This is a genomic window from Pseudorhodoplanes sinuspersici (assembly GCF_002119765.1).
Lineage (GTDB): Bacteria > Pseudomonadota > Alphaproteobacteria > Rhizobiales > Xanthobacteraceae > Pseudorhodoplanes > Pseudorhodoplanes sinuspersici.
Window position 1 is genome coordinate 679409 of the sequence record NZ_CP021112.1, and the last position, 22343, is coordinate 701751.

Annotated in this window: 28 protein-coding genes and 1 pseudogene; 20 read left to right on the forward strand and 9 right to left on the reverse strand. The window is 55.3% G+C overall.

All coding sequences use genetic code 11. The features are described from left to right. Window positions 1–61 precede the first annotated feature (61 nt). From CAK95_RS03420 to CAK95_RS03465, 10 genes are all read left to right on the forward strand, one after another. Window positions 62–1279: a hypothetical protein gene (locus tag CAK95_RS03420; RefSeq protein WP_086086599.1), complete on the forward strand. Its 1218-nt coding sequence runs from the start codon at window positions 62–64 to the stop codon at window positions 1277–1279. A gap of 123 nt (window positions 1280–1402) precedes the next feature. Further along, complete coding sequence (locus tag CAK95_RS03425; RefSeq protein ID WP_086086601.1) at window positions 1403–1648, forward strand: helix-turn-helix domain-containing protein; 246 nt, start codon at window positions 1403–1405, stop codon at window positions 1646–1648. Between the two features lie 185 nt (window positions 1649–1833). Beyond that, the gene (locus CAK95_RS03430; RefSeq protein WP_086086603.1) at window positions 1834–2649 is read left to right on the forward strand and encodes a helix-turn-helix domain-containing protein; all 816 of its coding nucleotides are present in this window, start codon (window positions 1834–1836) and stop codon (window positions 2647–2649) included. Between the two features lie 681 nt (window positions 2650–3330). Beyond that, window positions 3331–4662 carry a site-specific DNA-methyltransferase gene (locus tag CAK95_RS03435; protein WP_245303609.1) on the forward strand — a complete coding sequence of 444 codons (1332 nt, stop codon included), beginning with the start codon at window positions 3331–3333 and terminating at the stop codon, window positions 4660–4662. Between the two features lie 68 nt (window positions 4663–4730). Beyond that, window positions 4731–5117: a phage terminase small subunit P27 family gene (locus CAK95_RS03440; protein WP_245303610.1), complete on the forward strand. Its 387-nt coding sequence runs from the start codon at window positions 4731–4733 to the stop codon at window positions 5115–5117. Window positions 5118–5358: 241 nt separating this feature from the next. Continuing rightward, on the forward strand, window positions 5359–5568 hold the full coding sequence (locus tag CAK95_RS03445; protein WP_086086609.1) for a hypothetical protein: 210 nt from the start codon (window positions 5359–5361) through the stop codon (window positions 5566–5568). A 66-nt stretch (window positions 5569–5634) separates the two neighbouring features. Continuing rightward, window positions 5635–5910, forward strand: coding sequence for a hypothetical protein (locus tag CAK95_RS03450; RefSeq protein ID WP_086086610.1), 276 nt, complete (start codon window positions 5635–5637; stop codon window positions 5908–5910). After that, a complete protein-coding gene (locus tag CAK95_RS03455; protein ID WP_086086612.1) occupies window positions 5907–6098 on the forward strand; it encodes a hypothetical protein in 192 nt (63 codons plus the stop codon). Before CAK95_RS03450 ends, CAK95_RS03455 begins: the two co-directional genes overlap by 4 nt. Window positions 6099–6128: 30 nt before the next feature. Further along, window positions 6129–6326 (forward strand): hypothetical protein, encoded by a 198-nt coding sequence (locus CAK95_RS03460; protein WP_086086614.1) that lies wholly within the window; start codon window positions 6129–6131, stop codon window positions 6324–6326. A 1211-nt stretch (window positions 6327–7537) separates the two neighbouring features. Beyond that, window positions 7538–8014 carry a hypothetical protein gene (locus CAK95_RS03465; protein ID WP_086086616.1) on the forward strand — a complete coding sequence of 159 codons (477 nt, stop codon included), beginning with the start codon at window positions 7538–7540 and terminating at the stop codon, window positions 8012–8014. A 30-nt stretch (window positions 8015–8044) separates the two neighbouring features. On the opposite strand, the gene CAK95_RS03470 is transcribed toward CAK95_RS03465, so the two are convergent. Continuing rightward, entirely contained in the window at window positions 8045–8293 is a 249-nt protein-coding gene (locus tag CAK95_RS03470; RefSeq protein ID WP_086086618.1) for a hypothetical protein, read from the reverse strand. 102 nt (window positions 8294–8395) lie between these two features. Here CAK95_RS03470 and CAK95_RS29555 point away from each other — a divergent pair, with 102 nt between their 5' ends. From CAK95_RS29555 to CAK95_RS29005, 5 genes are all read left to right on the forward strand, one after another. Further along, window positions 8396–8665, forward strand: a complete 270-nt coding sequence (locus CAK95_RS29555; protein ID WP_086086620.1) for a hypothetical protein — start codon at window positions 8396–8398, stop codon at window positions 8663–8665. Window positions 8666–8752: 87 nt separating this feature from the next. After that, the gene (locus CAK95_RS03480; RefSeq protein ID WP_147413751.1) at window positions 8753–9145 is read left to right on the forward strand and encodes a hypothetical protein; all 393 of its coding nucleotides are present in this window, start codon (window positions 8753–8755) and stop codon (window positions 9143–9145) included. A 96-nt stretch (window positions 9146–9241) separates the two neighbouring features. After that, window positions 9242–9604, forward strand: coding sequence for an SOS response-associated peptidase family protein (locus CAK95_RS30390; RefSeq protein ID WP_086086624.1), 363 nt, complete (start codon window positions 9242–9244; stop codon window positions 9602–9604). Continuing rightward, window positions 9544–9759, forward strand: a complete 216-nt coding sequence (locus CAK95_RS30395) for an SOS response-associated peptidase family protein (RefSeq protein WP_425349693.1) — start codon at window positions 9544–9546, stop codon at window positions 9757–9759. The genes CAK95_RS30390 and CAK95_RS30395 overlap by 61 nt, the downstream gene beginning before the upstream one ends. 1104 nt (window positions 9760–10863) lie before the next feature. Further along, window positions 10864–11022, forward strand: coding sequence for a hypothetical protein (locus tag CAK95_RS29005; protein WP_157699523.1), 159 nt, complete (start codon window positions 10864–10866; stop codon window positions 11020–11022). Between the two features lie 96 nt (window positions 11023–11118). Here CAK95_RS29005 and CAK95_RS03495 read toward each other — a convergent pair whose 3' ends face one another. The 3 genes from CAK95_RS03495 to CAK95_RS03505 all read right to left on the reverse strand — a co-directional run bounded on the left by CAK95_RS03495 (window position 11119) and on the right by CAK95_RS03505 (window position 13417). Further along, window positions 11119–12564 (reverse strand): DUF1254 domain-containing protein, encoded by a 1446-nt coding sequence (locus CAK95_RS03495; RefSeq protein WP_086086627.1) that lies wholly within the window; start codon window positions 12562–12564, stop codon window positions 11119–11121. 302 nt (window positions 12565–12866) lie between these two features. Then, window positions 12867–13142, reverse strand: coding sequence for a hypothetical protein (locus CAK95_RS03500; protein WP_086086629.1), 276 nt, complete (start codon window positions 13140–13142; stop codon window positions 12867–12869). A gap of 32 nt (window positions 13143–13174) precedes the next feature. Beyond that, window positions 13175–13417, reverse strand: coding sequence for a hypothetical protein (locus tag CAK95_RS03505; RefSeq protein ID WP_086086631.1), 243 nt, complete (start codon window positions 13415–13417; stop codon window positions 13175–13177). A gap of 1046 nt (window positions 13418–14463) precedes the next feature. Here CAK95_RS03505 and CAK95_RS03520 point away from each other — a divergent pair. The 3 genes from CAK95_RS03520 (at window position 14464) to CAK95_RS29815 (ending at window position 15371) form a co-directional block, all read left to right on the forward strand. Continuing rightward, a complete protein-coding gene (locus tag CAK95_RS03520) occupies window positions 14464–14673 on the forward strand; it encodes a hypothetical protein (RefSeq protein WP_086086609.1) in 210 nt (69 codons plus the stop codon). 66 nt (window positions 14674–14739) lie between these two features. Then, on the forward strand, window positions 14740–14994 hold the full coding sequence (locus CAK95_RS03525; RefSeq protein WP_086086637.1) for a hypothetical protein: 255 nt from the start codon (window positions 14740–14742) through the stop codon (window positions 14992–14994). Between the two features lie 230 nt (window positions 14995–15224). Then, window positions 15225–15371 carry a DUF4326 domain-containing protein gene (locus CAK95_RS29815; protein ID WP_245303774.1) on the forward strand — a complete coding sequence of 49 codons (147 nt, stop codon included), beginning with the start codon at window positions 15225–15227 and terminating at the stop codon, window positions 15369–15371. Between the two features lie 352 nt (window positions 15372–15723). Here the strand turns inward: CAK95_RS29815 and CAK95_RS29695 are convergent, their stop codons facing one another. The 3 genes from CAK95_RS29695 to CAK95_RS29010 form a co-directional block, all read right to left on the reverse strand. Beyond that, window positions 15724–16035, reverse strand: a complete 312-nt coding sequence (locus CAK95_RS29695) for a hypothetical protein (protein WP_147413745.1) — start codon at window positions 16033–16035, stop codon at window positions 15724–15726. 1607 nt (window positions 16036–17642) lie between these two features. Next, window positions 17643–17900 (reverse strand): hypothetical protein, encoded by a 258-nt coding sequence (locus tag CAK95_RS29820; RefSeq protein WP_245303611.1) that lies wholly within the window; start codon window positions 17898–17900, stop codon window positions 17643–17645. 1857 nt (window positions 17901–19757) lie between these two features. After that, window positions 19758–20009: a hypothetical protein gene (locus tag CAK95_RS29010; RefSeq protein ID WP_157699524.1), complete on the reverse strand. Its 252-nt coding sequence runs from the start codon at window positions 20007–20009 to the stop codon at window positions 19758–19760. 180 nt (window positions 20010–20189) lie between these two features. Between CAK95_RS29010 and CAK95_RS03550 the strand changes: the two genes are divergently transcribed. Further along, window positions 20190–20381 carry a hypothetical protein gene (locus CAK95_RS03550; protein WP_086086645.1) on the forward strand — a complete coding sequence of 64 codons (192 nt, stop codon included), beginning with the start codon at window positions 20190–20192 and terminating at the stop codon, window positions 20379–20381. 300 nt (window positions 20382–20681) lie between these two features. Here the strand turns inward: CAK95_RS03550 and CAK95_RS29015 are convergent, their stop codons facing one another. Next, window positions 20682–20843 (reverse strand): hypothetical protein, encoded by a 162-nt coding sequence (locus tag CAK95_RS29015; RefSeq protein WP_157699525.1) that lies wholly within the window; start codon window positions 20841–20843, stop codon window positions 20682–20684. Between the two features lie 67 nt (window positions 20844–20910). Then, a complete protein-coding gene (locus tag CAK95_RS30145) occupies window positions 20911–21039 on the reverse strand; it encodes a hypothetical protein (RefSeq protein ID WP_280949844.1) in 129 nt (42 codons plus the stop codon). A 466-nt stretch (window positions 21040–21505) separates the two neighbouring features. Between CAK95_RS30145 and CAK95_RS03555 the strand changes: the two are divergent. Beyond that, window positions 21506–22341: pseudogene (locus CAK95_RS03555) on the forward strand (helix-turn-helix domain-containing protein); the annotation flags it as partial. Between the last annotated feature and the right edge of the window lie 2 nt (window positions 22342–22343).

The window sequence follows — 22343 nt, forward strand, 5'->3', positions numbered from 1 at the left end:
GGTGACAAAATTCTCGGCGCAGCCGTGATTCGGCGACGTCAACTGTTGTGCGACGACGAAAATGACTGAAGACAATGCGAATTCCTCCGCGGTAAACGGTTGGACGCTCCAAAAGAGCCTCGAACGAACCGCGGCTCCGCACCTCTGGAAGCAGTGGACGTTGACGAGGTCCGCCTATGATGACCTTTGCAAAAGACTTTCCAGCGGAACTGAAGTGCATTCGGAGCAATTCGAGGGAAAAAGGAAAATTGCTCAAATCGCGGCACAATCAGCATTCGAAGCTGTGACGCTTTCCGTTTGGAAATTGGTCAAGGACGAACGTTTGTTCCCATACTCCTCTAAAGACGGGGTTAGCGCGCCAACCACTCCGATTGTGCCGCTTGTTTGGGACAGCTTGCAGATCAAGGACTTGGAAAAGTCGTGCTTGGTTGAACGTGCCTACCCGTCGAACGTTCATTACAACGTTAGGCTATTTCCTTTTGTTCACGACAAATGCACGCCACAACGCATTGCCGGACTCACGCTTGCTGAAGCATTCCGGAAATGTGTCTTGGAAGATCCAGAGGTTGTCGCTTGTGGCGAACGCGTCACAAGCGCCGGCACCGATCGGGCCGTCTTCCAGGAAGGACAATATCCTGGCCCATTCGTCGACTTTAAGTGGCCGCTCGATCAATCCGCAGAAGACCTGGGATTCGAGTTTGTACGTCAAATAGTATTTTGGGCCGGTGAACCGTCACCGAAGCCAACGGTTAGTATGGTTGCTGCGGCAAATGCTCTAGCCGATCGCTGGGCCGCTCTCCGAAGGCTCCTGAGCTCTGGCTCCATTATTGCTCACGGTACCTTCTCGAGCACTGGGGTAGAGCAGCCGATTAGTCCTAGACAATGGTCGCGCAGCAGCATGAGCTTCGACGTCAAAAACAGCGACCTATTCGAAGGCGCAAGCCGAAACGTGGAGCCCCGATGGACCGGGATTTTCCTGACACTGCCCGAAGGAGCCTTTCATGTGCTCGCTTCGCAACCGGCCCCTTCCGCAAGCCGGACCGGCCTCAGAATCACGTTGAAAAAACCGGGCGAAAACTCTCGCCATCGACCGAAAAGCGAGCAAGTGACCGAGGCGGCCCTCGCACGTGGAATTGATATTTGTTCCGAACACCTTACACCACGGGCGATCGCAAACGAGATCGCCCCACATTTGCCGACTCCGCACTCCACAGCCGATCAGATGGATGCCCTGACAAAGTTGATCAGGCGATTACGCACAGTCAGATCAAACACATAACTCCACATGGGACGGGACAGGAGCCGGGACATCGGGACATTAGGACATGTCCCCTCTTGTCCCGTGTAAAAGCGCTCCAGCGATGTCAAGCGTATGGAATGGTAACCAACGCGAGACGGAGCAATGATCCCTTCACGAAAGCCTCGGCAATCCGACGACTTACTCAATGAGATTGAGGCCAGCGATATTCTGCGTGTCTCGGTCCGCACGCTGCAATCCTGGCGGTGCGGCGGAGCTGGCCCGGCGTTCATTCGCATAGGACGAGCGATTCGGTATCGATATTCGGACTTGCTGGCCTATGTGGATCAGAATGTTGTTAGGCCTCAGAATTGCCTGACTAAGGATCCTGACACGCAGCGAATCCTTTAACTCCCGTGGACCCATGCCGGCATGGCCGTACTTTGGTTGCGAGTTACGAAACGCAATGACCTCCTGCAGCGTGTTCTACCAACTCCCTTTGTTTACGGCCCAGTTCGCTCTTTAAACTTTCTCCTTGCTATAGCTGAGATCATTTCCGCTTTTGTAAGAACTACGGCGTCAGGAGGCCAGATATTATGCGCAAGGGCGATCTTTCAATTGCGTTCAAAGCCGTCGGATTGAGCGACCTTCCGACCGGTCACAAGCGCGTCGCAACTGCGTTACTCGAACATTACAACCGCACAAACCGTCGTTGCGATCCATCAATGGATACACTTGCCACACTCCTTCAATTAAGCGAACGGTCGATTGTCCGGGCGGTGAACCGACTGGTCGAAGACGGTTATTTCAAGCGCTTCAAACACGGCGGCAACTTCTACTGCAATCAATACGAACCAATCTGGACGCGATTTCGGGAGGTGAATGCCGATTGGGCGCGCCGCCGGGATCTGCATCGCTCACGTTTTGACAGGACAAAGCTGGCAGATAACGCCTGTCAATCGAGTCAGTCGGCCGATGACTCAGGTGTCACACAAACCTGTCCTACCAATAACCATTCCTACGAAACCTTTTCTGGCGGACTCTCGAAGAAAGAAATTGATCGTACGTGCAAGTCGATAAACGAAGTCGCAACCAATACGATGGAGTTGATTGCGAAGCCAATTCAACAGCCTGCAAGCCAGCTTCACGTGAAGCAGCCAAAAAGCTCGGATGCCGCTCGCAACGCGGCAGAACGACGTTGGAGCAACGCCCTCACCCAACGCTTCTCACTTCACGAGCAACTATTCGCCCATATCCTGTCTGCTATCGACCCTGCACTTTCGTCTGCAGCAACGGACGCAGAGCTTGCGATCGTTGGTGATGGCATCAAGCATATTCTCGCAGAACTTCACCGGCGCGGCGTCTTAGTTGAGGGTGAGGCACCCCAATCTGCTCCCGGGCTAGCAACATGACCGAGGACTCCGTCGCCAACATCGCGGTTTGCTTTGAGCACCGGAGCGTTGACGCTTCGGTCACCACCACCCCGGGGGGTATTGAAACTCCGGCGCGACATTTTGTCGGACCGGCGCCCAGCCTTCATTCGCAACAAGTCGAAATTGAATACAAAAAGCCCACTGCCTTTGGGATGGGGGGCGGATCAAAGTCTGCAACTTCGACTGCTTACGGACCTGCGCCCCTCTCACTCAGGGATTTTTTTTCCGCAGCCGAGAATTTTGGGACGCTCTTTGGTCGTTTCAAACAGTGCCGGCCGAGGGTCAGCCGAAAAAGCAGAGTCATTTCAATGGGCGCTTGCAGCGAACGACAATCGTATCGCGCCGACGGCTGCATTATTTCCCGATTTATTTTCATCCGCCCGGGGGGCGGTCGAAAGTCTGGATGGTTTCGATCCGACACCGGTGGGCTCGCAACACAAACCTTTGCTCGCGTTTCGAGAACTTTTTTTTTGATCCGGAGCGTCGCGTAGCCGGTTTGTGAGCGTGCTGTGTAGCGGCGTTTGTTGCGTGTTGCGTTCGGCGTTTCCTCCCCGGCCCTGAAAAATAGTCGCGAAATTCAGGGTGGGGGGGGGTCCCTTAACCACGCGAGGACAATCAATGGAAACGTTCACGACTTCAGTTGGGGAAGATCAGCTGAGCATGCTCCGACTTGAGCATTGGCCGATCCACTTGCTGGTGCCCTCCCCGCGCAATGCCCGGACTCATAGCGATGCGCAGGTAGCAGAGATTGCGGGCTCAATTCGTGCATTCGGCTTTTCCAATCCGATCCTCGTCGGCGACGACAAGGATGTGATTGCAGGCCATGGCCGGTTGGCGGCTGCGCGGCTCCTCGGTTTGTCGGAGGTCCCGGTGATCGTCCTTGCGGGTCTTTCCGAAGTCCAACGACGACAGCTGATGCTTGCAGACAACCGAATAGCAATGAACGCCGGCTGGGATGCCGAGCTGCTCCAGCTAGAACTCCAGGATCTGTCAGCTATCGGCGCCGATCTGTCTGGCCTCGGCTTCACCAAAAAGGAATTGGCAGTTGCGCTTTCGCCGCTTGGCGAGGGAGGCCTGACTGATGAAAACGATATCCCGGCCCTGTCCGACAGTGCTGTTACCCAGCCGAACGACATCTGGTGTCTTGGCGACCATCGCATCGCCTGTGGCGACAGCACCGATCCCGAAACCGTTGCCGCCCTCCTCGGCTCGGCGGAGCCGATCCTGATGGTCACCGACCCGCCTTACGGCGTGAAATACGATCCGACCTGGCGCCATCGTAGCGGCGTCAACAAATCGTCGCGGATCGGGAAGGTACAAAACGATGAACGCGCTGATTGGTCTGAGACATGGCGCCTCTTCCCGGGCACAATCGCCTATGTTTGGCATGGCGCTCTGCATTCCTCCACGGTGGCCAAGAGCCTTGAACAGCAGGGCTTTCAGATTCGCGCCCAAATCATCTGGGCGAAGGAGCGGCTCGTCATCGGCCGCGGGGATTATCACTGGCAGCATGAGCCTTGCTGGTATGCAGTCCGCACGAAAGGCAACTGGACCGGCGATCGCAAGCAGACGACCCTTTGGACTATTTCCAGTGGCGGCCAGGACACCGAAACGGTCCATGGCACACAAAAGCCAGTCGAATGCATGCGTCGGCCGATGCTCAACAACACCGAATTCGGGCAGGCGGTCTATGATCCGTTCCTCGGCAGCGGAACCACGTTGATCGCGGCCGAGACGACCGGCCGCGTCTGCTATGCGATGGAGATCGACCCGCGCTATGTCGATGTCGTCGTGCGCCGATGGCAGGCGTTCGTAGGACGAGTCGCAACCCATGCAGGCGATGGCCAAAGCTTCGAGGACATTGCCAACATGCGGGCAGCACAGCAGACTGACAGCAGCACTTCGCGCGATGTCCACGAGTCTTATGACATTGCGCCCGGTGCAACACAGACCGAGCCTGTCGAACTAAATACAAAGTCGACCCAGCCATGAGAGGCCGTCGCCCCAAACCCACCCGCCTGAAAATGCTGACCGGCAATCCGGGAAAGAGGCCATTCAACATGAACGAACCCAAGCCGGATGCAGAGATCCCGGATTGCCCACCCGAACTCGGTCCGGTCGCTCAGAGGGAATGGCAACGTCTATCGATCGAACTCAACAAGTTGCGAATACTGACACAGCTCGATCGCGCCGCCCTCGCCGCCTATTGCGGTGCCTACTCGTTGTGGGCCGAAGCCACAGAAAACATCCAGAAATTCGGAACCATGGTGAAGTCGCCGACAGGCTATCCGATCCAGTCGCCCTACGTCTCGATCGCCAATCGCCAAGCCGAAATCATGATGCGGATTGCATCAGAGTTCGGCTTCACTCCGGCCAGCCGCAGCAGAATTTCCACACCAATCAAGCAAGACAGAACGCTGTTTGATCAGCCGCTAGCGGACGAGTGATTTTTTGCAATCTGCTTGAATGCCAACGGTACCCCGGGGCTGAAATTGTCATGCTCGACGGTGGAGAGACGAGTCTCGCCGATATAGAAAAATCATTATAGCTCCGGTGTTGGAAAACGCTTCTTTTTAGCTTCTGGATGCGCGGGTAAGACGCTCCCACATCACCAGCCACCACTCTGACGGCCGCAGTACAGATAGCAGTCGACGAGTAGTCCGCATACATCACATCAGGGGATCACAAATGAGCTGCGGTGATGCATCCTGCAATTTTGACTGGGAAGCCAAGATGGTGGTGGTCGTGAGCGACGAGGCCGGTCCGAAGGTCTGGTGCTACCCGCACAATATCAAGACGGTCTGGTCCTGTTGCGGACATAACCGGCGGCCCGGCGTCATTGGCTTGGCGGACGGCCGAGAACTGATCATTGCGGCAGATGCAGCCGAGACGAGGTAGATGGATTCCGTCTTCCCGCTTTCGATCAACGCAGCACTCGCAGATACCTGATCATCGGAGCATATCATGTCCAAAGTCTTCGACTATCTCGCTCACGGCAACCCGGCCGACAGAGATGCAGCCGAACGCGAGTACGCATCAATTGCGCTCGGTAACCACCCCACGATCGTCCATCGAGATGATGGCTGGTATGTAGAAGCATCGGACGGTATGGGGGTCGCATCTGCTGGCCCGATGTCCGAAGATGTCGCACGTGAGCTCCTCGCTGAAGTCGAAGCCGATATAGCCAGCGCTTATGAGCAGGAAGCGCGCCCGATGACGGAGAAGAAATTGAGCGGATGAAGACCCTTTCGAAAGACATCTGGCTCAAGGCAACGCAGCACGGGAATCGTTATTTGTTGCCTCAACGATTCACCAAGGGAAATGATCCTGAGAAGGATCGGCTTTATGATGCGTGCGGCTATCTTGTGATGGAGGGCGAGGCTCGATGGCTCCAGAACCCCATGGCGCCCGGAATTGAATTAACCTGACGACGGAGATAAGCGAACAGCGAGGCAGAAATGAACGCGGCCAATATCAAGGAAGCCATAGCCTATGCAATCGAAACGGCCGACAAGATGCCCGTCCCGAACAATTATGCTGACAACGGCTATCCTGATGCGCCATGGCTAAGCGATTGGGGTGCGTTCCTCGCCGAGCGGGTGTTATACGATTTGAGCAATCGCGGCCTCACAATCATCGAAACGCCGAGCAGATAAGCGAGTGGCCATGCACAATTACTATTGGCACGGACTGATGACTGGCGTGCTTTTGCTCATCGCCATCGACAGGGCTTTCGGTGGACAGTGGATTGATTTCGGTCTCGGCCTCACATCTGTCTTAGTAATTACACTTGTTATGATTACAACCAGATCGCCTGCGCGCAGCGTTACTGGGCAAGTAACACAGGGGAGCAAGAAATGAATTGGCAATTCGGAGAGATGCGCCCCAATGACATTGAGTGGTTTCGGGAGAAGACCAAGAGGGTAGCCAGGACGCCGACAGAATATCACCCTGGGTCGCCGCTCCGAGAGCGGCCTTGACCGGATCGGCCGGCGGATCTGGTGCATGGAGACATTGCTGCTCTGGGACAAGCACATCACTGACACGAGATAGATGAAGGGGCGCATTAAGCTATGGATTTTTGGAGTGGTTTTTCGGCGGCCATAATGATCTGCACGCTAATTCTAGTGTGCGGATTTGCTTTTTATCGAAGGCGACAGCGCTGACACCTAGCAAGCACGAAGACGTGTTCTCCCTCCCATGGCCTCGGGTGCCATATTAGGCGTGTCAAGAACAGGAGGTCGAGGAATGCACAGTCATCAGCGGTTGCGCCGTAGCGAATCCGAGATTTCTAAGCTGCTCAACGAGGCGCTAGGGAATACGCCGGCATGCCGCGGAGCAAAATTTGGCCCAATAATTCAAAGCGACGTCCCTGGAAGGTGGACTGTGCATCTCCAAGGAACGCCATCTGGTAGTTGTCAGCGCGCATTCATCGCCGTCCGATCGGAACTCCAGGCACAGATATCGATCGCGCCATATGAAAGGAGCTTTTACTGACTGAACGAGCATTGGCATTGAGCGTAAATGCCAGTCATCTGCTACGGGGCATATTTTGCGCCGGCGGATACTGCCCCCCTCCCCGAGGCTTAATGTTTTTGAGGGGTTGGTAAGCTCGGGGCGGAGCGCCGGCTGTAGAAGCCGGACATCAAGCCAAAAAAACGGATGGCTTTGTTCCGCCAGCAGTTTCACATGCCTAATCGCCAATTTGGGGCTCTGCTGGCTAGCAAGTCCCGCTGCTTCCCTATTAGGATTGATAAGCAGACGTAAAGTCTTTTCGGCGATCACAGCGCTTTGATCGCTTCAGTATGATGCCGCTCACATTATCCGGAGACGAGAATCGTTACTACGCACCCGACCACGCGGTCAGATGGGTGCTAATATGCGCGCTAAATATGCCGTAGTGTTGGGATTAGCTGCCTTCATCGGACTCGGCTCCCTTAATAGCTCGTTCGCGCAGGCTGTGCGCACGACCGAGTTCGACCAAAGCAATCTTGATTGGACGTTCGGCATTACCGCAGCTGCGATAGCGCCGGACGGGACATGGGGCGTTGCGACGCAGCCGTACACCAGCGCTGCTATTGCTGAAGCGATCGCAAAGTGCCAACGAAAATATGAGCCCAAAATCGGTTGCGGCTACCGTTCAGTTATCGTTCGACGAGGATGGACTTTGCTCTCCAGGTGCGGCTCAGAAAATGTTCTTGTTGCCGGACGTTGGCAGAGCGACGTGGAGGCTGCGGCCCGAAAACAAGAAAGCGCCCAGAGAGTCTACGTGCCAGATATGCCGCCTTGTGTGCTCAAACTGACTGTCGGTCCGAACGGCAACACAGCTACGGCGCTCCGTTGACGCGCGTTACAAAAATCAGCAGGGATCAAATCAACGCTTACTGAGATCCTCTGGAGTCTCGCCCGCCTTCAACAAAATCTCCGCATCACCGAACTCGCCGATACTTGGATCACCAGCTCGCTTGAAAGCGACGGCACCGACATTGCCATTAATGCGGGCCATGGCTCTTGCGAGAGCCGCCACCGCATTGGCGCTCTGGCACTCTTGCGCTTGTCCCGGGACAAGGTCGTCCTCAGTTCGAGAGAAAGGAATCGCGACGAAATAAACGGTGGAAGCCATCCGAGTGCGTACTCGGACGAGCGCCTTTCAACTACCGGGCGATTGACTCTAGCAGCGCCATGAGAACAAATGAAGAACATTCTAGTGCCAGGAGCAACCGCGATGGATCTATTCAGCGACGAAACGCATGCCCAATGGGCCGCTCTGCTGGACGTCAGTTATCCGTTCCAGGTGGACCTACCCTATCAACTGACCGGCCCGATCCTTGCCGCCATCGTCAAATTCTGCGAGCCGCACGACGTCTGGAGCGCCTCCGAATATCGGTCGGACGGCCTCGAATGCATGCGCGTTGGCTTCAAGGACGCGAGGGTGGCGCGAAACTTCCGCCGGAAATTCAGTGGCGAGATTGTCGAACGGCAGACGGTCCATTGATTGACGACATTGAGCAGGACGTGGATGCGGCAATAGCAGCATGCGGCGGCGATTTGCGCGCCACAATACGCGCGCTGCTGATCGCGAATGCTTTTTTTGGAAAGTGAGCTGGCGAACGCCACTACAAAATGTCTGCGGGATATGCGCGTCGTGGTGCATCGAAAAGGCGAGCTGACACGCAAGGCGGTTGATCGCGATTGGCCCTATCAGGTCGCGCTGCCGCATCTAGATGTTATAGAAATTTTTTCACGCAGTGGAGACTTTCTATGGCGCACTTCCTTCGCATGCGCCTCGTCGCGCCGCCGTTGTGAGAGATGGCGTTTCAATCTCTACTGCTTTTCAGATGAGGCCGACGCGGAAAAATTCCGCGTGCGGTTTAACGATCTCAAATTCGATCCCACCTGGAGGGGCAGAGGCGACGCCAAGAACCGTTGGGTCGGAGGCAATGACTATGTGCGGACGTGCAAAATTGCCGATTGATATCAGCGAGATCAAAAACAAGATTGATTTCGGTGACAAGTTGCCTCCGGAATTGCGAAAGCCGAACTACAACGCGTCACCAAGCCGGCGCTGCCGGTGATCCGGCGCAGTCCGGAAACCGGCGAGCGCACACTCGACGCTTTAAGTTGGGGCTTGATCCCGCATTGGGCCCTGGATCCAGACATTCGACCGATCAATGCGACGGCCGAACATGTTGCGGCCGCGCCGATCAAGGCAGCGTATGCGAAACGCCGCTGTATTGTGCCGATGGATGGATTCTGGGCCGCGGTCCCAAGACAGAAACGTTTGCAGCCCTATTACATCACGGCCAAGGATCGCACATCTGGGAAAACTGGAAGAACCCGGCAACGGGCGAATGGTTTAGAACTTTCGCCATCATCACCTGCGAGCCGAATGAACTTTGCTCGGAGATCCATGATCGGATGCCAGTCATATTAGACCCCAATGATTACGATCGATGGCTTGGTACAGACTCAGATCCGCGGGACTTGCTTCGCCCCTACTCCTCAAAGAAGATGGAGGCGTGGCCAGTCTCGACCCGCGTTAATTCGCCAGCCAATAATGATCCGTCGCTGACTGACAGGCTGTTTTGATGGCGAGCGGTTACGAAGAATCAGCCGACTACGGCGGCCCTGAACCGCGACCCCGGCGGCATCGCCGTAATCGCGATCGCCATCATCTTGGCCGGCGTGGTCTATGGCTGGTGGGTTAGTGGCTAACCGGCGCCGGCGCTTCGATCAGCCGATCCCCCTGTGGGACTGCACTGTGATCCGCACCCTTGCCGACGCCCGCCGGTGGCTGATCGACACCGATTCCGACCGGAACAAACCGCATCCAATGAGAGTTATATGCGCACCTGATTTTGGATGGATCAGGCCCTGTCAACATACTTAACCCGGCCCTGCAGTGACGCCCGGGGCCGGTGTTTTTAATGCGCATGACACAGCGCCAGGGCCCTCAGCCAGCCGCCCGTCCGGCAACAGCTTTGCCCGGACACCGTGCAATTGTCTTGGATCTCTATTAACGCGTCCTTGTTCCGCTCCTTGCAGATTTTGCGCGATCTCGATCGCCGTGGTTTGCACGTCGTGGAAGACCCTATAGGCCCCATCCACAAAGATATCCCACCCCCTCCGGGCCCCACTCCGTCTGGCATACGCCGCCGATAGCCGGATTCGCTTGGAGTTGAAAGGATGAGTTGCGGACAACAAAAAACCCGCCTCCGAGTCCGGAAGCAGGCCCAATGTCCCACCGCACTATCCAACCCCAGTATATCCGTGGTGGCGTAACCTCACGATCGGTAATCAGAAAACGGGGTGCAGTTGGCCTTAATACAAGATGCTCTAATTCATATTCAATGCGGCACCTCCTGCTAGGTGCCACTGAGCAGATGGCGACTAGCCGGTCAAACCGCAACCTTTTGCGGCAAAATTCGCTCACGAAACTTTCTAATAATCATTTCGCGAACCTTCCGACGCAAACCATCTGGAACGGTCGGGCAAATTCTAATAACCGCGTGACCAGGATCTCCCGCATTCCCATCAGGCAAGACATACACGACCTGCTGGTCCATCTGCCGAATAGCTCGCAAATCGGCGCATACGCCATCTGCGGCCCGGTTACATTGGCTAGTTGGCTATCTGAAGAATAAGGAGCACAATACCCTCCGAGTTCGGCTTTTCCCGCAGTTCGAGGGCGGCATGAAGAAAGCTGCGACGTCGAAGAAGGAGAAGAGAGCGGCCAGCAAACAGTCAGCCAAGGCGATGGCCGGTCGACGTATAGATGAACTCGCCGACCCATCGGCATCCAAGGCGCAAAAGAGAATTCGCAAGCGCCGCTTGTTGAATAAGCCGGTCTAATCCAACGTTGAATCGCTGTTAGCGGTCTCCGACCAGCCATCACCGGACTTCTGAAACTAAAAGCCCGGATATCGAGAAGCCGCCATCGTCGCCGCGCTATGAGACGCGTTTCAGTCCGGGCGGCTGCCAGGTGCCTGCACCGGCCGGCAGGATGGATGGCGCTTCGGTCTTTGGCCAGTACAGGCGCATCACGAGATAGATCGTGTCATTGGGTGCAGGCAGCCAATTTGCTTCCTTGTCAGCGCCGGGGCTGTCCTTCTGGATGTAGAGGGTGAGCGAGCCATCCTCATTCTTCTTCATGCCGGGCAACATCGGCGAGTTGATGAGGTAACGGTCGATCGGGTTCTTGATCAGAAGCTGGCTCTTGCCGTCATACATCGTCACCGACCAGAAGGAGTTCACCGGTGGCAGTTGTCCCGCCGGGAAGGTCAGTGTGTAATTGTGCTTGCTGCCGTCGAGCGTGCGGCCGTCGCTGTCAACGCGCGTGAACGGATAGGTCGCTTCCGCCGGATCATTGCCATAAATGCCGGCCTGAGCGGCGACGGCACGCTTCAACCAGTCGCCATTGTAGTGTGCGCTATCGCCCGGAAGACCGCTAACCCGCCAGCCATTGATCGCCTTGCCGGCATTGGAAACGGCCTCGTCGACCTTCCGTTGGCCCTCCTTCATGCCGACGCCAAGCTCCAGCTTATGCTCCAGCGGCAGGTCCTTGAAGTTGAGGGTCTTGCCCGGCCCGACACCGATGCGTGCCAGCTTGGCGCGTATCTCCTTCTCATTACCTTGAGCCGGCGCGAATTGCAGCGCAAAGTCGAGATAATCGAAGAAGTTGGACTTCACGAGCTCCTTGTCGATCTTGGGGAAATCGACGGTTGGTGCGGCCGGCGGCGGCGTCTGCTTCAGATAGGCCGAGAGCATCTGTACCTTGTAGCCAGCCTGCACCCTCTTGACGTTGTCGAGATCATCCGGGCCGAAAAGCTGGGTGCGATAGCCCGCGAGGGAAAACTGTGTGCTCGAACGAAACACCTGCTTGATGCCCGCTGGGGTGTCACCCTTCCAATCGGGCCCCACCACCATGTAGTCGCCGGCACCGCTCCCTGTGGCTCGGGTGCCGATATAGCCATAATTGTAGGTATTGCCGTCGCAGAGCATGACCGAGTAGTAGCGCTTCGGGTCGATCGCCGGCACCGAGAGGACCACCGGCTCCGCCCGCAAATCCAGCCACACGAAGGAATAGGGCGTGTCGCTGTTCGGCGTGACGATTGCCGTGTCCTTGTAGGTGTAGACGTTGGGCTCGTTCTTGATCTGGTTGAACGGCGCCTTGAACTGCCCCGAATTGCGATCTACCGCGTACTCATACATGATTGCGTAGTTCATCACGATCGGCAGGCCGTAGATGAACCCTGCCTCGGCGATGTCCTTGGCCTCGAACAGGTTGGGCCAATCGGCTTTGTTCTGCGCAATGGCCGGGGTGTACTTCGCCGTCGTGGCGGCGATCACGGCAATCGCCGCGGTGGAGCGAAGTAAATCCCGCTTCGTCAACATTTGCCCATTCCTTAATTACTCGATTGAGTTATCGAAACGATCTGCAACGGAATGGCTCTCGCACTGTGGAACGCGCGCCGGTTTGGCGCCCGTTCGATGCGACAGCCATAACGGAAGCGCGAAGTTTAAAACTTGACTTTTTTCCCTCCACCAAGAGGCACATTTAATCTTGCGCCTATTGAGAAGAGGATCTTGCCATTTCGCGCCAATAGCAACTCAGTTAGCCTGGCCGTAGGCATTTTTTTCGTGCAGCGTCTTGCCCTCCCCTTGTCGCCGCCGATAAATAACGGACTAAATTGTCATCAAATACATGGTGAGATTTCACTCCCTAAACCGCCGAAAACACTACGAAAATCTGGAAGCTCATTTTCGGCGCGGGTGTCGTCACGCTGCTTTTCGTCTTGATCGTAGGGATCGAACGGCAGCGCAATTGCGTCCCATCGGATATCGAACATCCCGCGGACGAAATCGGCCGTGCGATCTTTCATCGTCTCGCCGAAGGCGACGCATTCGGCGCCAGCCTTAAATTGCGTTTCGTCGATGAATGGGACCACCTGCGGCCCATAGGCGGTCACCACGACGGCGACCCAAATGAGCTTGAAAGCGCCAATCAGCGCCGCGCCCTCCGCCGGGCTGAAACGTTCCGGCCATAGCCATTGGCGCCCAAGCGGACGCCCTTCTGGCCTGTGTTGAAGTGAATGTGCCGGTGGGTCGTGTAGGTCATGACAAAGACGCCCTGCGATCGCAGGAAGGCGACGGCCTCAGCGGTGCGCGCCGTCTTGAAATCGACCGCCATGCCGTACGGTGAAAGGATGGTCGGCGCGCGCCAGCGATCACCGCGCCAGGCCGGCAAGTCGAGATGATCGATACCTTGCCGATCCGCGCCTCGAGCCGATCGAGAACCGCCCTCGTCTGCCTGTCAGGCACGATCGGTCGGTCGAAGCCTTGGCATAGCCCTTGATAGCGCCAGGCTGGGCGTAAACGTTCCACGGGCCTAGAAAAGCCATGACTGGAGAGGCCACGCACAAGAGCGCAGCCGCGAAAAGCCATCGCAGCATCAATTCACCTGTGGATTGTGTGGTTTGCCGGTCAGGTCAGAGCGGCCCGCAGTCCTCTATCTTGGTGTCACCAACGGAGAGACGCATGCCGCTTAAGGTCACCGCCATCAAGTGCCCATCGTGTCAGGGTACGGGCAAATCGGTTGCGACTTACTCGATGCACCATGCATGTGGTGCCGAGGCGAGAAGAAGTTGCTCAAGGATCGAGCCATTCAGTACGCGGATCATGTTTGGATGTTGGCGGGCGGCGGCTACATCTGCGGCGATCATGACTACGACGGCATGCGCGAGATGGAACAGAAATCCACAGAAGTCCGAGCCGCATTCGGCTTGGATCCTATAACGCGATAACAGGCCGTTACAGCAGGAGAGATCAATGAGCGCCGTACAAAATAACTCACGCTCTATAACAGCATGGCCGAAGATATCTCGAAACTTCAGTTCGAGCGGGAGCAGCTAGCTAAGTCGCTTCGCTGGGCGATGGATGAAATCGATACCCTATCAAACAAGCTTTGCGGGTTTGCTTACCCCCAAGGTATGGCAATGGTTCGCAGATCGGACCAAAAGGGAAACTATATCGCCGCCGTGATGGCACGGCGCGCTACTTAGTAGAAAGCTGTGCTCCGCGTTGATTCAACTTGCGCCCAAGATCGTTTCTGCGAGTCTCATTTGAGACAACGGAGGAAGCAATGACTAAGCCATCGCAGAGCGAGATTTTAAAGGTCATCGACCGACTGGTGTGCGAGGGACACCTTGAGCACACCATGATTGATGGGAAGCCGGGCGTTCGAGTAGCCCGACCGACAGCCGATAGCCGTAACATCACATCAGGGGATCACAAATGAGCTGCGGTGATGCATCCTGCAATTTTGACTGGGAAGCCAAGATGGTGGTGGTCGTGAGCGACGAGGCCGGTCCGAAGGTCTGGTGCTACCCGCACAATATCAAGACGGTCTGGTCCTGTTGCGGACATAACCGGCGGCCCGGCGTCATTGGCTTGGCGGACGGCCGAGAACTGATCATTGCGGCAGATGCAGCCGAGACGAGGTAGATGGATTCCGTCTTCCCGCTTTCGATCAACGCAGCACTCGCAGATACCTGATCATCGGAGCATATCATGTCCAAAGTCTTCGACTATCTCGCTCACGGCAACCCGGCCGACAGAGATGCAGCCGAACGCGAGTACGCATCAATTGCGCTCGGTAACCACCCCACGATCGTCCATCGAGATGATGGCTGGTATGTAGAAGCATCGGACGGTATGGGGGTCGCATCTGCTGGCCCGATGTCCGAAGATGTCGCACGTGAGCTCCTCGCTGAAGTCGAAGCCGATATAGCCAGCGCTTATGAGCAGGAAGCGCATCAGAAATGAGACCGTGGACTTGGCTAGAATGGATCGCCGATGAGCGCCGAGATGGATTTCCGGATCAATGGAATTGGCGCAAGCGGCGCAGATAAGCGAATAACGATGCCGAAGGTTCTGAATCAGAAACGAGATGGGCGCCCAGCCGGATCGGTCTATATCGGCCGCCCTAGCAAATGGGGCAACCCGACACGCGGGTTGAATACGTTCTCAAGTGTGAGAACTATGTCTGCCAGAGCATGCTGGTTTCGCAGCTTCACGAGCTGGAAGGCAAGGACTTGGTGTGCTGGTGTTCACCAGAGGCGTGTCACGGTGATGTGCTTTTGAAGCTAGCTAATGGGCAATCTCTGCGGACGACGTGTTCTGGTGAGCCGGGCGGCGACTGACTTGAAATATCAGCCGCCTCGCGAGAGTTAGAAAGACTTAGAATAAATTATTGTCGCGATCGGCCAAGGCCTTTTCGTACCAGGTCACCGGAAGCTGACCCCTCTGGTGCGGAGCAAGCTCATACTGGCTCGTACCCCATGGCGCCCGCGCGTTTGCCGACCTCCATTGTTGTGCATTGGCGGACGATATTGAGAGAACAATCGCTGTTATCGAAAGGCATGCAACAGTGAGTTTATTCATTAGAGTTGCCTTTTCTGTTGAATGGCGCGGTAAGCGCCATTCAACAGATGGTGCCAAACTCCCAAATAAACCAATCACCATGTTGTGCGGCGTGATGTTGTTTCTACGACTTCAATTGACTCTGCCTAGTTTAATGGAGATTTTGATGGGCAAGCAACGGCTCTCGATCATCACCCGTTGGTCGAAGGCATTCATTTTCTCCGACAGACCACGGGTCGCGACAACCAAATGATCACGCTTTTCTGCTATGATTGGAGCTACGGAAGGCCAGCGGACATGCCGGCCACGTCTTAATGGATGGACGACTTGCCCCGGCCCCTCCGTCGCACCGAGAGCCGGGGTTTTCTTTTTGGCTTCGGGAATAAAATCGGGTTCTGAAAAGGCACCAAATCTGTTCTGGGGCCGTTCGGTTCCAAATGTCATTTACTATGACATTACCCCAGACGGCCGTTTTCCGCACGTCGTGAAACACCCGGAAATTTCCGTCCACAAAGATGTCCCAACCCTTCCCGGGCCCCACTCCGTCTATTTCGACATCTGCGTACGCGCGGAATCGGCATCAGCGGCCCGGGAGCGCCTTCGCTCTCCACTGCTCGGAACGAATATTGCCGCCGTACCGTTAGGCTTCTGCTCCCTTGCTGGGAGTACGGAGCTAATCCCACAATGGCAAACGGAATTAGAGGAACCAGACGGACCGATGATAATGACAAGGTCCTCTCTGATGGTTGCGACAACAACACCTCCCTCGGCCGTTTGGCTGTTCGCCTTGGGCGCCGGACCGACGCTTTCAGATCTCGCTGCCGATCACTCGGTCTTAAAATCGCGGTCGTTCACGGTTGCCAGCAGCTGATCGTCGAGGTGTTTGACCTCCGCGTTCAACTGCCCGCGCGGACGCACGCTGAAGCGACATGGTGGCAAAGGGCCCGATCGCGCTCGCCTGTCAGGGACTTGATGCCCCATAAAGATGATCACCTCACTCCGAATCCGCGACCGAAGTGCTTGGTGTGCGGTGCCTCCATGTGGCTGAGGCGCATCGAACCAGAAAAGCCATATTACGAGCGGCGAATATACACGTGCCCGTCATGCAATTCCCTTCAGACAATCATCGCCCACTACGATAAGTGATCGTCGGTCAACCGCCATCAGTGTGGCGCTCGCTGTTCGGCCATCACCGAATTATTGATGAGGAAATTTTGCTACTAAGTAGTTTTGCCTCCGAGAAGATACGACGATCAAATGGGATTTGGCTGGATCATCCACAAAGACCGGATCGGCCTATCGGTATCAAGTGACCACAAACGACAAAAAGCCCGGCTGCCAAGCCAGGCTTCATTTGACGCGCCCCAAAGTATTGGACGGTGCTACTCCAATTTCACTGCCGTCGGGACAACCTCATAACTGTGAACGGCCAACGTTCCCTGCCGACGCAGGCCAAGATGAGCGGCGCGAGTGCTACGCGCTTAGCCCGCCCTCATTTTCCCAACGCTGTATCGAGCCAATTGTCCGATCTGAAGGTGTACCGATAGTCCGATCCCGCGCCGATGGTCGAGATCGTTTCTGTCCTTCGCCATCAAGCCAGTCTTCGATATCGGCTAAAGCGTTAAGTGCTTTCTCGCGCTTTAGCTGTAGGCGACCCTCGTCGTGAGAGTGAGCTGTTCTTGAGCGGGCTCGCGCATCATCAGCGCGATCGCGGTAATCGTCAGCCTGTCTGGACATCGGAGCCTCCGTTTATGAGCCTATGCACTCAATCTTCTCTTCAGCATGATCGGTTCTTCAGCCATTAGCGCTCTAGCAGTCCGGAACTTCGACTTCCTTCCTAGGACACATTCAACGTGGCGGCTTGAATGCTATTACTTTGTTCAAGTGCCGCGTCATCCTAATCTGGTCGAACGGTCCAAGCAGTTCACAAAACTCAACAAAGTCTGGATCCCTTTGTCGGAGCTCACGTGTTCCGGTTTGACCGACTTCATTGGTATAGCCAATGCCAATTTGGCCGGGCTCCCATGGGATCAACCACGCTTTAATATACGTCATTGCTGATTTCCCTTCTGCCCTGTGCGCGGGCGAAATAGCTCTGACCGTCGAGTCTCGTTGTTTCTTAATCGGGTCTTTTCGCACGACCTATTGGCGTCGCGCGCTAACCGAAGAGCGCGTAAACGGGCAGTATTTTCACGAAGTGCAACGCCCGCCGCCTCGTATTCCATTCGAGCCAAAGGCGTATCGACCTTTTGCCGCTCCCTAACCTTAAAATGGACGTCCGCACGATTTTTGGCGATCTGATCGACCATGTAAAATTCCTCTACCGAAATCGACATTTATTGATGAACTGAATCGTTCCAGCCTGTATCGCCGAAGGTACTTAAAAGGCGTCAAAGACGTATGGGACAGCCATAAGTATCGCGATTATGAAAGTGATCGAAAGTGTCAGATAAATCGAGCTACGATATTGCGCACCTGTATACGGCTTTGTGTAGGGCTTCATTGAAGCCTCCTCTGAAAACCTTCCCTCTTCCAGTGACGTGCTGCATCAAATTACTTAAACCGAGGCTGAGCCAGCAAGCTGTCTCAGCTTTGCTATTGCGTACGATTTTGATGCGATAAAGGGCTTGCCGGTGTGAGAAGACAGCATCTCGTCCCGTAACATCATCATCAAAAGCTCGTACTTGATTGCGCGCGTCGAAGGCAGCCTCAATTTTCGTCCAAAGCGCAAGATGGTCATAGAATGATCTTCATTCAAATTACATGGGGATGGGATGAGAGAAATGCGAGGGTTGTATTTAGTGGCCAGCAATTGCAATCGGGCAGTCGTGGGGCACACCACATGTAGAGCCGCAAGATTTGTGGCGCGAATGGCAATCAGTTGAGCTCGGGGAATTAATGACCGCAATCCGATGAATAAAGATATGTCGAACGACATCAACTGCCTCTGGAAGCGGGCGTTGAGGTATGCACACCACCCGAGACACAACATGGCAACCTAGACTCCGCTCGCCGTGATTTTGCATCAGATGTCACTGCCGGGCCCGTGCTGCACAGCCATCAAGGAACCACCAAAAGGAAAAGGCCCGGCACCCCGAAGGGCCCCGGGCCAGTTTATTGGAAATGGCTCTTATCGTTGGTTGCTTAGCAAAAGCAATAGTTGATACAAAACTTCACAGTCGAGACATGTGCGTCGATGTCCGCATTGGGAGCCAAGGATCGCGTTCATGTGATGTGCGGCATCAAGACTGCTTGGCGGCGCGTCTAAGAGCAGACCCAATCTGCGCCACCATGACGGACAATCCCTGGAAGTACGAGCGACCTCGGCCCACTTCGGGCGGAATCCGGAAAGCACAGTCACAAGACACCCGCAGCCGTCAAATCGAATGGAAGCAGGAGAGGTGGCGTATTCCTCGAGTAAGAAAGTTGAGGCCAGCCGAATAATCCGCCAGTCTAATCAGCGCCTCCTGTAGCGCGCAAATTCACCTTTCCACGCCGCGCAAACTCGAATTTCCACACCCAAATCCCCTCTGAAGCGCCTCATCCTGCCTCGGGGAACCCGCCCGAGAACGGTCTCCTGGTTTCCGGGCCGGTAAGCCATCACGCTGCGCGTTCGAAAGCACAAATAGTTCAATCCCACCTAATGCGGGATCGTCTCCAAACACCGACTAAGAAGTCCTCTCACTTCTCCGGCAACCCACGATTAGTGTCAGGACATATTGCTCCGCACGCTGGACTCCTTGACGCCAAACGGGCATCAGTACCGCATATCCGGCAGCGACCTGATAAGCGTCGGTGACTGAGTGCTCCCGCCTTAGACATCGGAAGGCATTATGGTCTCAAACAACTCTTTGAAATCGGCAGGATCGGATGGTCGCACCTATCGTCTGCGCGAAATATGGCGATAGCGCTCATGTCATTCAGCGCCAGCTCGGCGGGAATGACCGTGAACACCGAAGCGTTCGAATGCGCCACCTGTCATCACCGGTCCTTTCGCCTCGTGGCGACGCACTTGGGCGGCAAATCGCTCTGGCGGACCTAAAAAGGGTGAGGTCGGGCCGGCATGGCGAAACAGCAAGCCATCAACGAACTGAAATAAGAAAAGCCCGGCACGCGCTGCTGCGGCCGAGCTTCCCGTCATTCACTAGAGAGCAAAGCTCCCAGCGCTATTTCTGATTCTGCGGCGATGCGTTTCCGCCCTGGTCCTTTGCCTGCTTGTCTTGCTGCGTCTGCTGCTCCGGAGCGGCCTTTTCGGTTGGCTGTCCGGCCTGCTGCTTTTGCTCGTTCTTCTGCTCTTGAATGGACATAGCATTTCCTTTCAAAAAAATCGTTTTCAGTAAGCTTTGGTGAGACTCTGCAGAAAGAATAACATGGCGATCCAAAAGTAATTCACAAGGAGCGCTGCGGTCTTTATCCAAGGTCGGCATCGTCTTGGTAACGCACGCTGGGTTCGACGGCTTTCAACGAACGCCCGAACCATTCAACTCCCCGTCTTCATATCTACAAAATAAACCTGTGCGAGTTAGTAGACCGGCTATCAATCCATCTACCGAATACACATATGTCAATAATACCGCTCATCACCATGGGAGACCTCTATGGACACGCATCGCTTCGGACGAAAACTAAAGCTTCCGTCGACTGCAGCCATAAAACATCAGTTTTTGCTGATGCAGCTGCAGGATGAGATCAAAGCATTGCCACCTGGACAGGCATTCAATCAAAACAATTCTGTCGCATTGATAAAATTGCGCCGGCTGATCGCAAAATCTTCGGCGCATCTTGCATGAATACGCTTCCGGCATTCTCTACCGTCAGATAGCCGTTACCCATGACCAATCGGCGTTGTCGTAGAACGACATGGGAGCTTGATGGCAACACCGCCTTGAGGCAATTGGCGAACGAGATCAGCAAAAAAGCAATCAAAGGTCGGGCAAGAGATTTGAATATCCAATTTGCTTTTACTCCCCGTCTTCGGAAGTCCCCAACATAGGGAATTCGCATAGGAAAACCGGGCACGCATCACTGCGACCGGGCGGCTCGAACGCTGTGCCATCGTCTCAGCGTGATCGATCGGAGCCTCGCGATCCCTATTTTTTCTTCAGCGTTCCCGCTTGTGGATCGCGCTTCATGAGATAGACGGCACTCTGTTGTCTTGAATCGCGCTCAACTGCGTTTGCGGCCATCCCACGCATTTCTCTATCGCCCACTTCAGCATGCCAACTGAAGTTGACATTTTCCCGTTCATTCATGTCTTTCCTCCGTTACGAAAAAGGCCGGCAAAGCCGGCCTCCCTATCGCGTACCCAGACGGGCAGCGTTATTTCTGCTGCGGCTTCGCGGTGTCAGGCTTGCCATCGCCTTGGTTTTGCTGAGGGGCAGGCTTGGCTTCATTCGGAGTGACGGTCTTGGGGGCTTCATTCGAACCACCCTGCTGTTGATTGGACATAGTATTTCCTTTCGAGAAAATCGCTTCAGTAAGTTTTGGTATGTTTTTCTACTTTTAAGAGATGGCCATCAAAAAATAATCCACAAGTAGCAATCGAATCTTTATTTCAGAATTGCTGTTCTTGAAAGCTCTTCTCCGGCTAGGAATACAGATGCTTCAGCACACCGACTTTTCCGTCGTCGTGAAGAATAAGGCTCGGCTGCCGAGGCCCTGGCGATGGGAAATCTATCGAGCCGGACGCCGTACTCCGATTGGACATTCCGACGTTTATTTTGAAACCGCGAGTGAAGCCAGACAGGCCGGAGAGAAGGCCTTGAAGCTACTTCTCAGCGGAGTCCCCAACGTAGCTGTATTAGGATATTCCGTCACCGATAAGATTTACATTGTCCGGCATCAGATAACTTGCGACAGATTATGTGGTGATTGAATGGAGGCTCTGGCTCATCGTAACACTTGAGGAGTGGAGATGAGACAGAAATCCGGGCAGTTGGAGACGTCGTCCGAGCGGATCGTGAAAGACATCCGCCGGGCGACCAGCAAGCACTATTCAGCCGAAGAAAAGATTCGCATCGTTCTGGACGGTCTTTGCGGCGATCATTCGATCGCGGAACTCTGCCGTCGTGAAGGGGTCGGGTAGCCTTTATTACAGCTGATCGAAGGAATTCCTGAAAGCCGGCAAGCGGCGGCTGGCTGGCGATACCGCGCAAGCTGCGACCCGTGGCGACGTCAAGGACCTGCGGCGACAGGCGCAGGAGTTGAAGGAAGTCGTCGCCGAGCAGGCGTCGAGCTTCGACTGCCCAAAAAAGCATGATCGCGGATGGGGGCGACGAGGCATGAGATATCCTGCACCCGAGAAGCTCGAGATCATCCGCCTGGTCGAGCAGTCGCATCTGCCGGTGCGTCGCACGCTGGAAAAGCTGGGCATTCTGCCATCCCGATTTTATTGCTGGTACGCTTGTTATCAAACTGGCGGACCTGAAGCTGGAGGACAGACCATCAAGGCCAAACCGGGTCTAGAACAAGTTCCCGACGCAATCCGTGAGATCTCGTGCAATTGGCGCCAGATTTATCGCCACGGGAATTGGCGACCCGGTTCACCGATGTGAAGAGCTATTTTGTCTCGGAATCATCAGTTTATCGGTTGCTCAAGGCGCATGACCTGATCGCCAGCCCGGCCTTCATTGTGACGAAGGCTGCTGATGAGTTCAAGGACAAGACCACAGCGCCGAACCAGCTCTGGCAAACCGATTTTACCTATCTGAAGGTCATTGGCTGGGCTAGTTCTATCTGTCGACTGTGCTCGT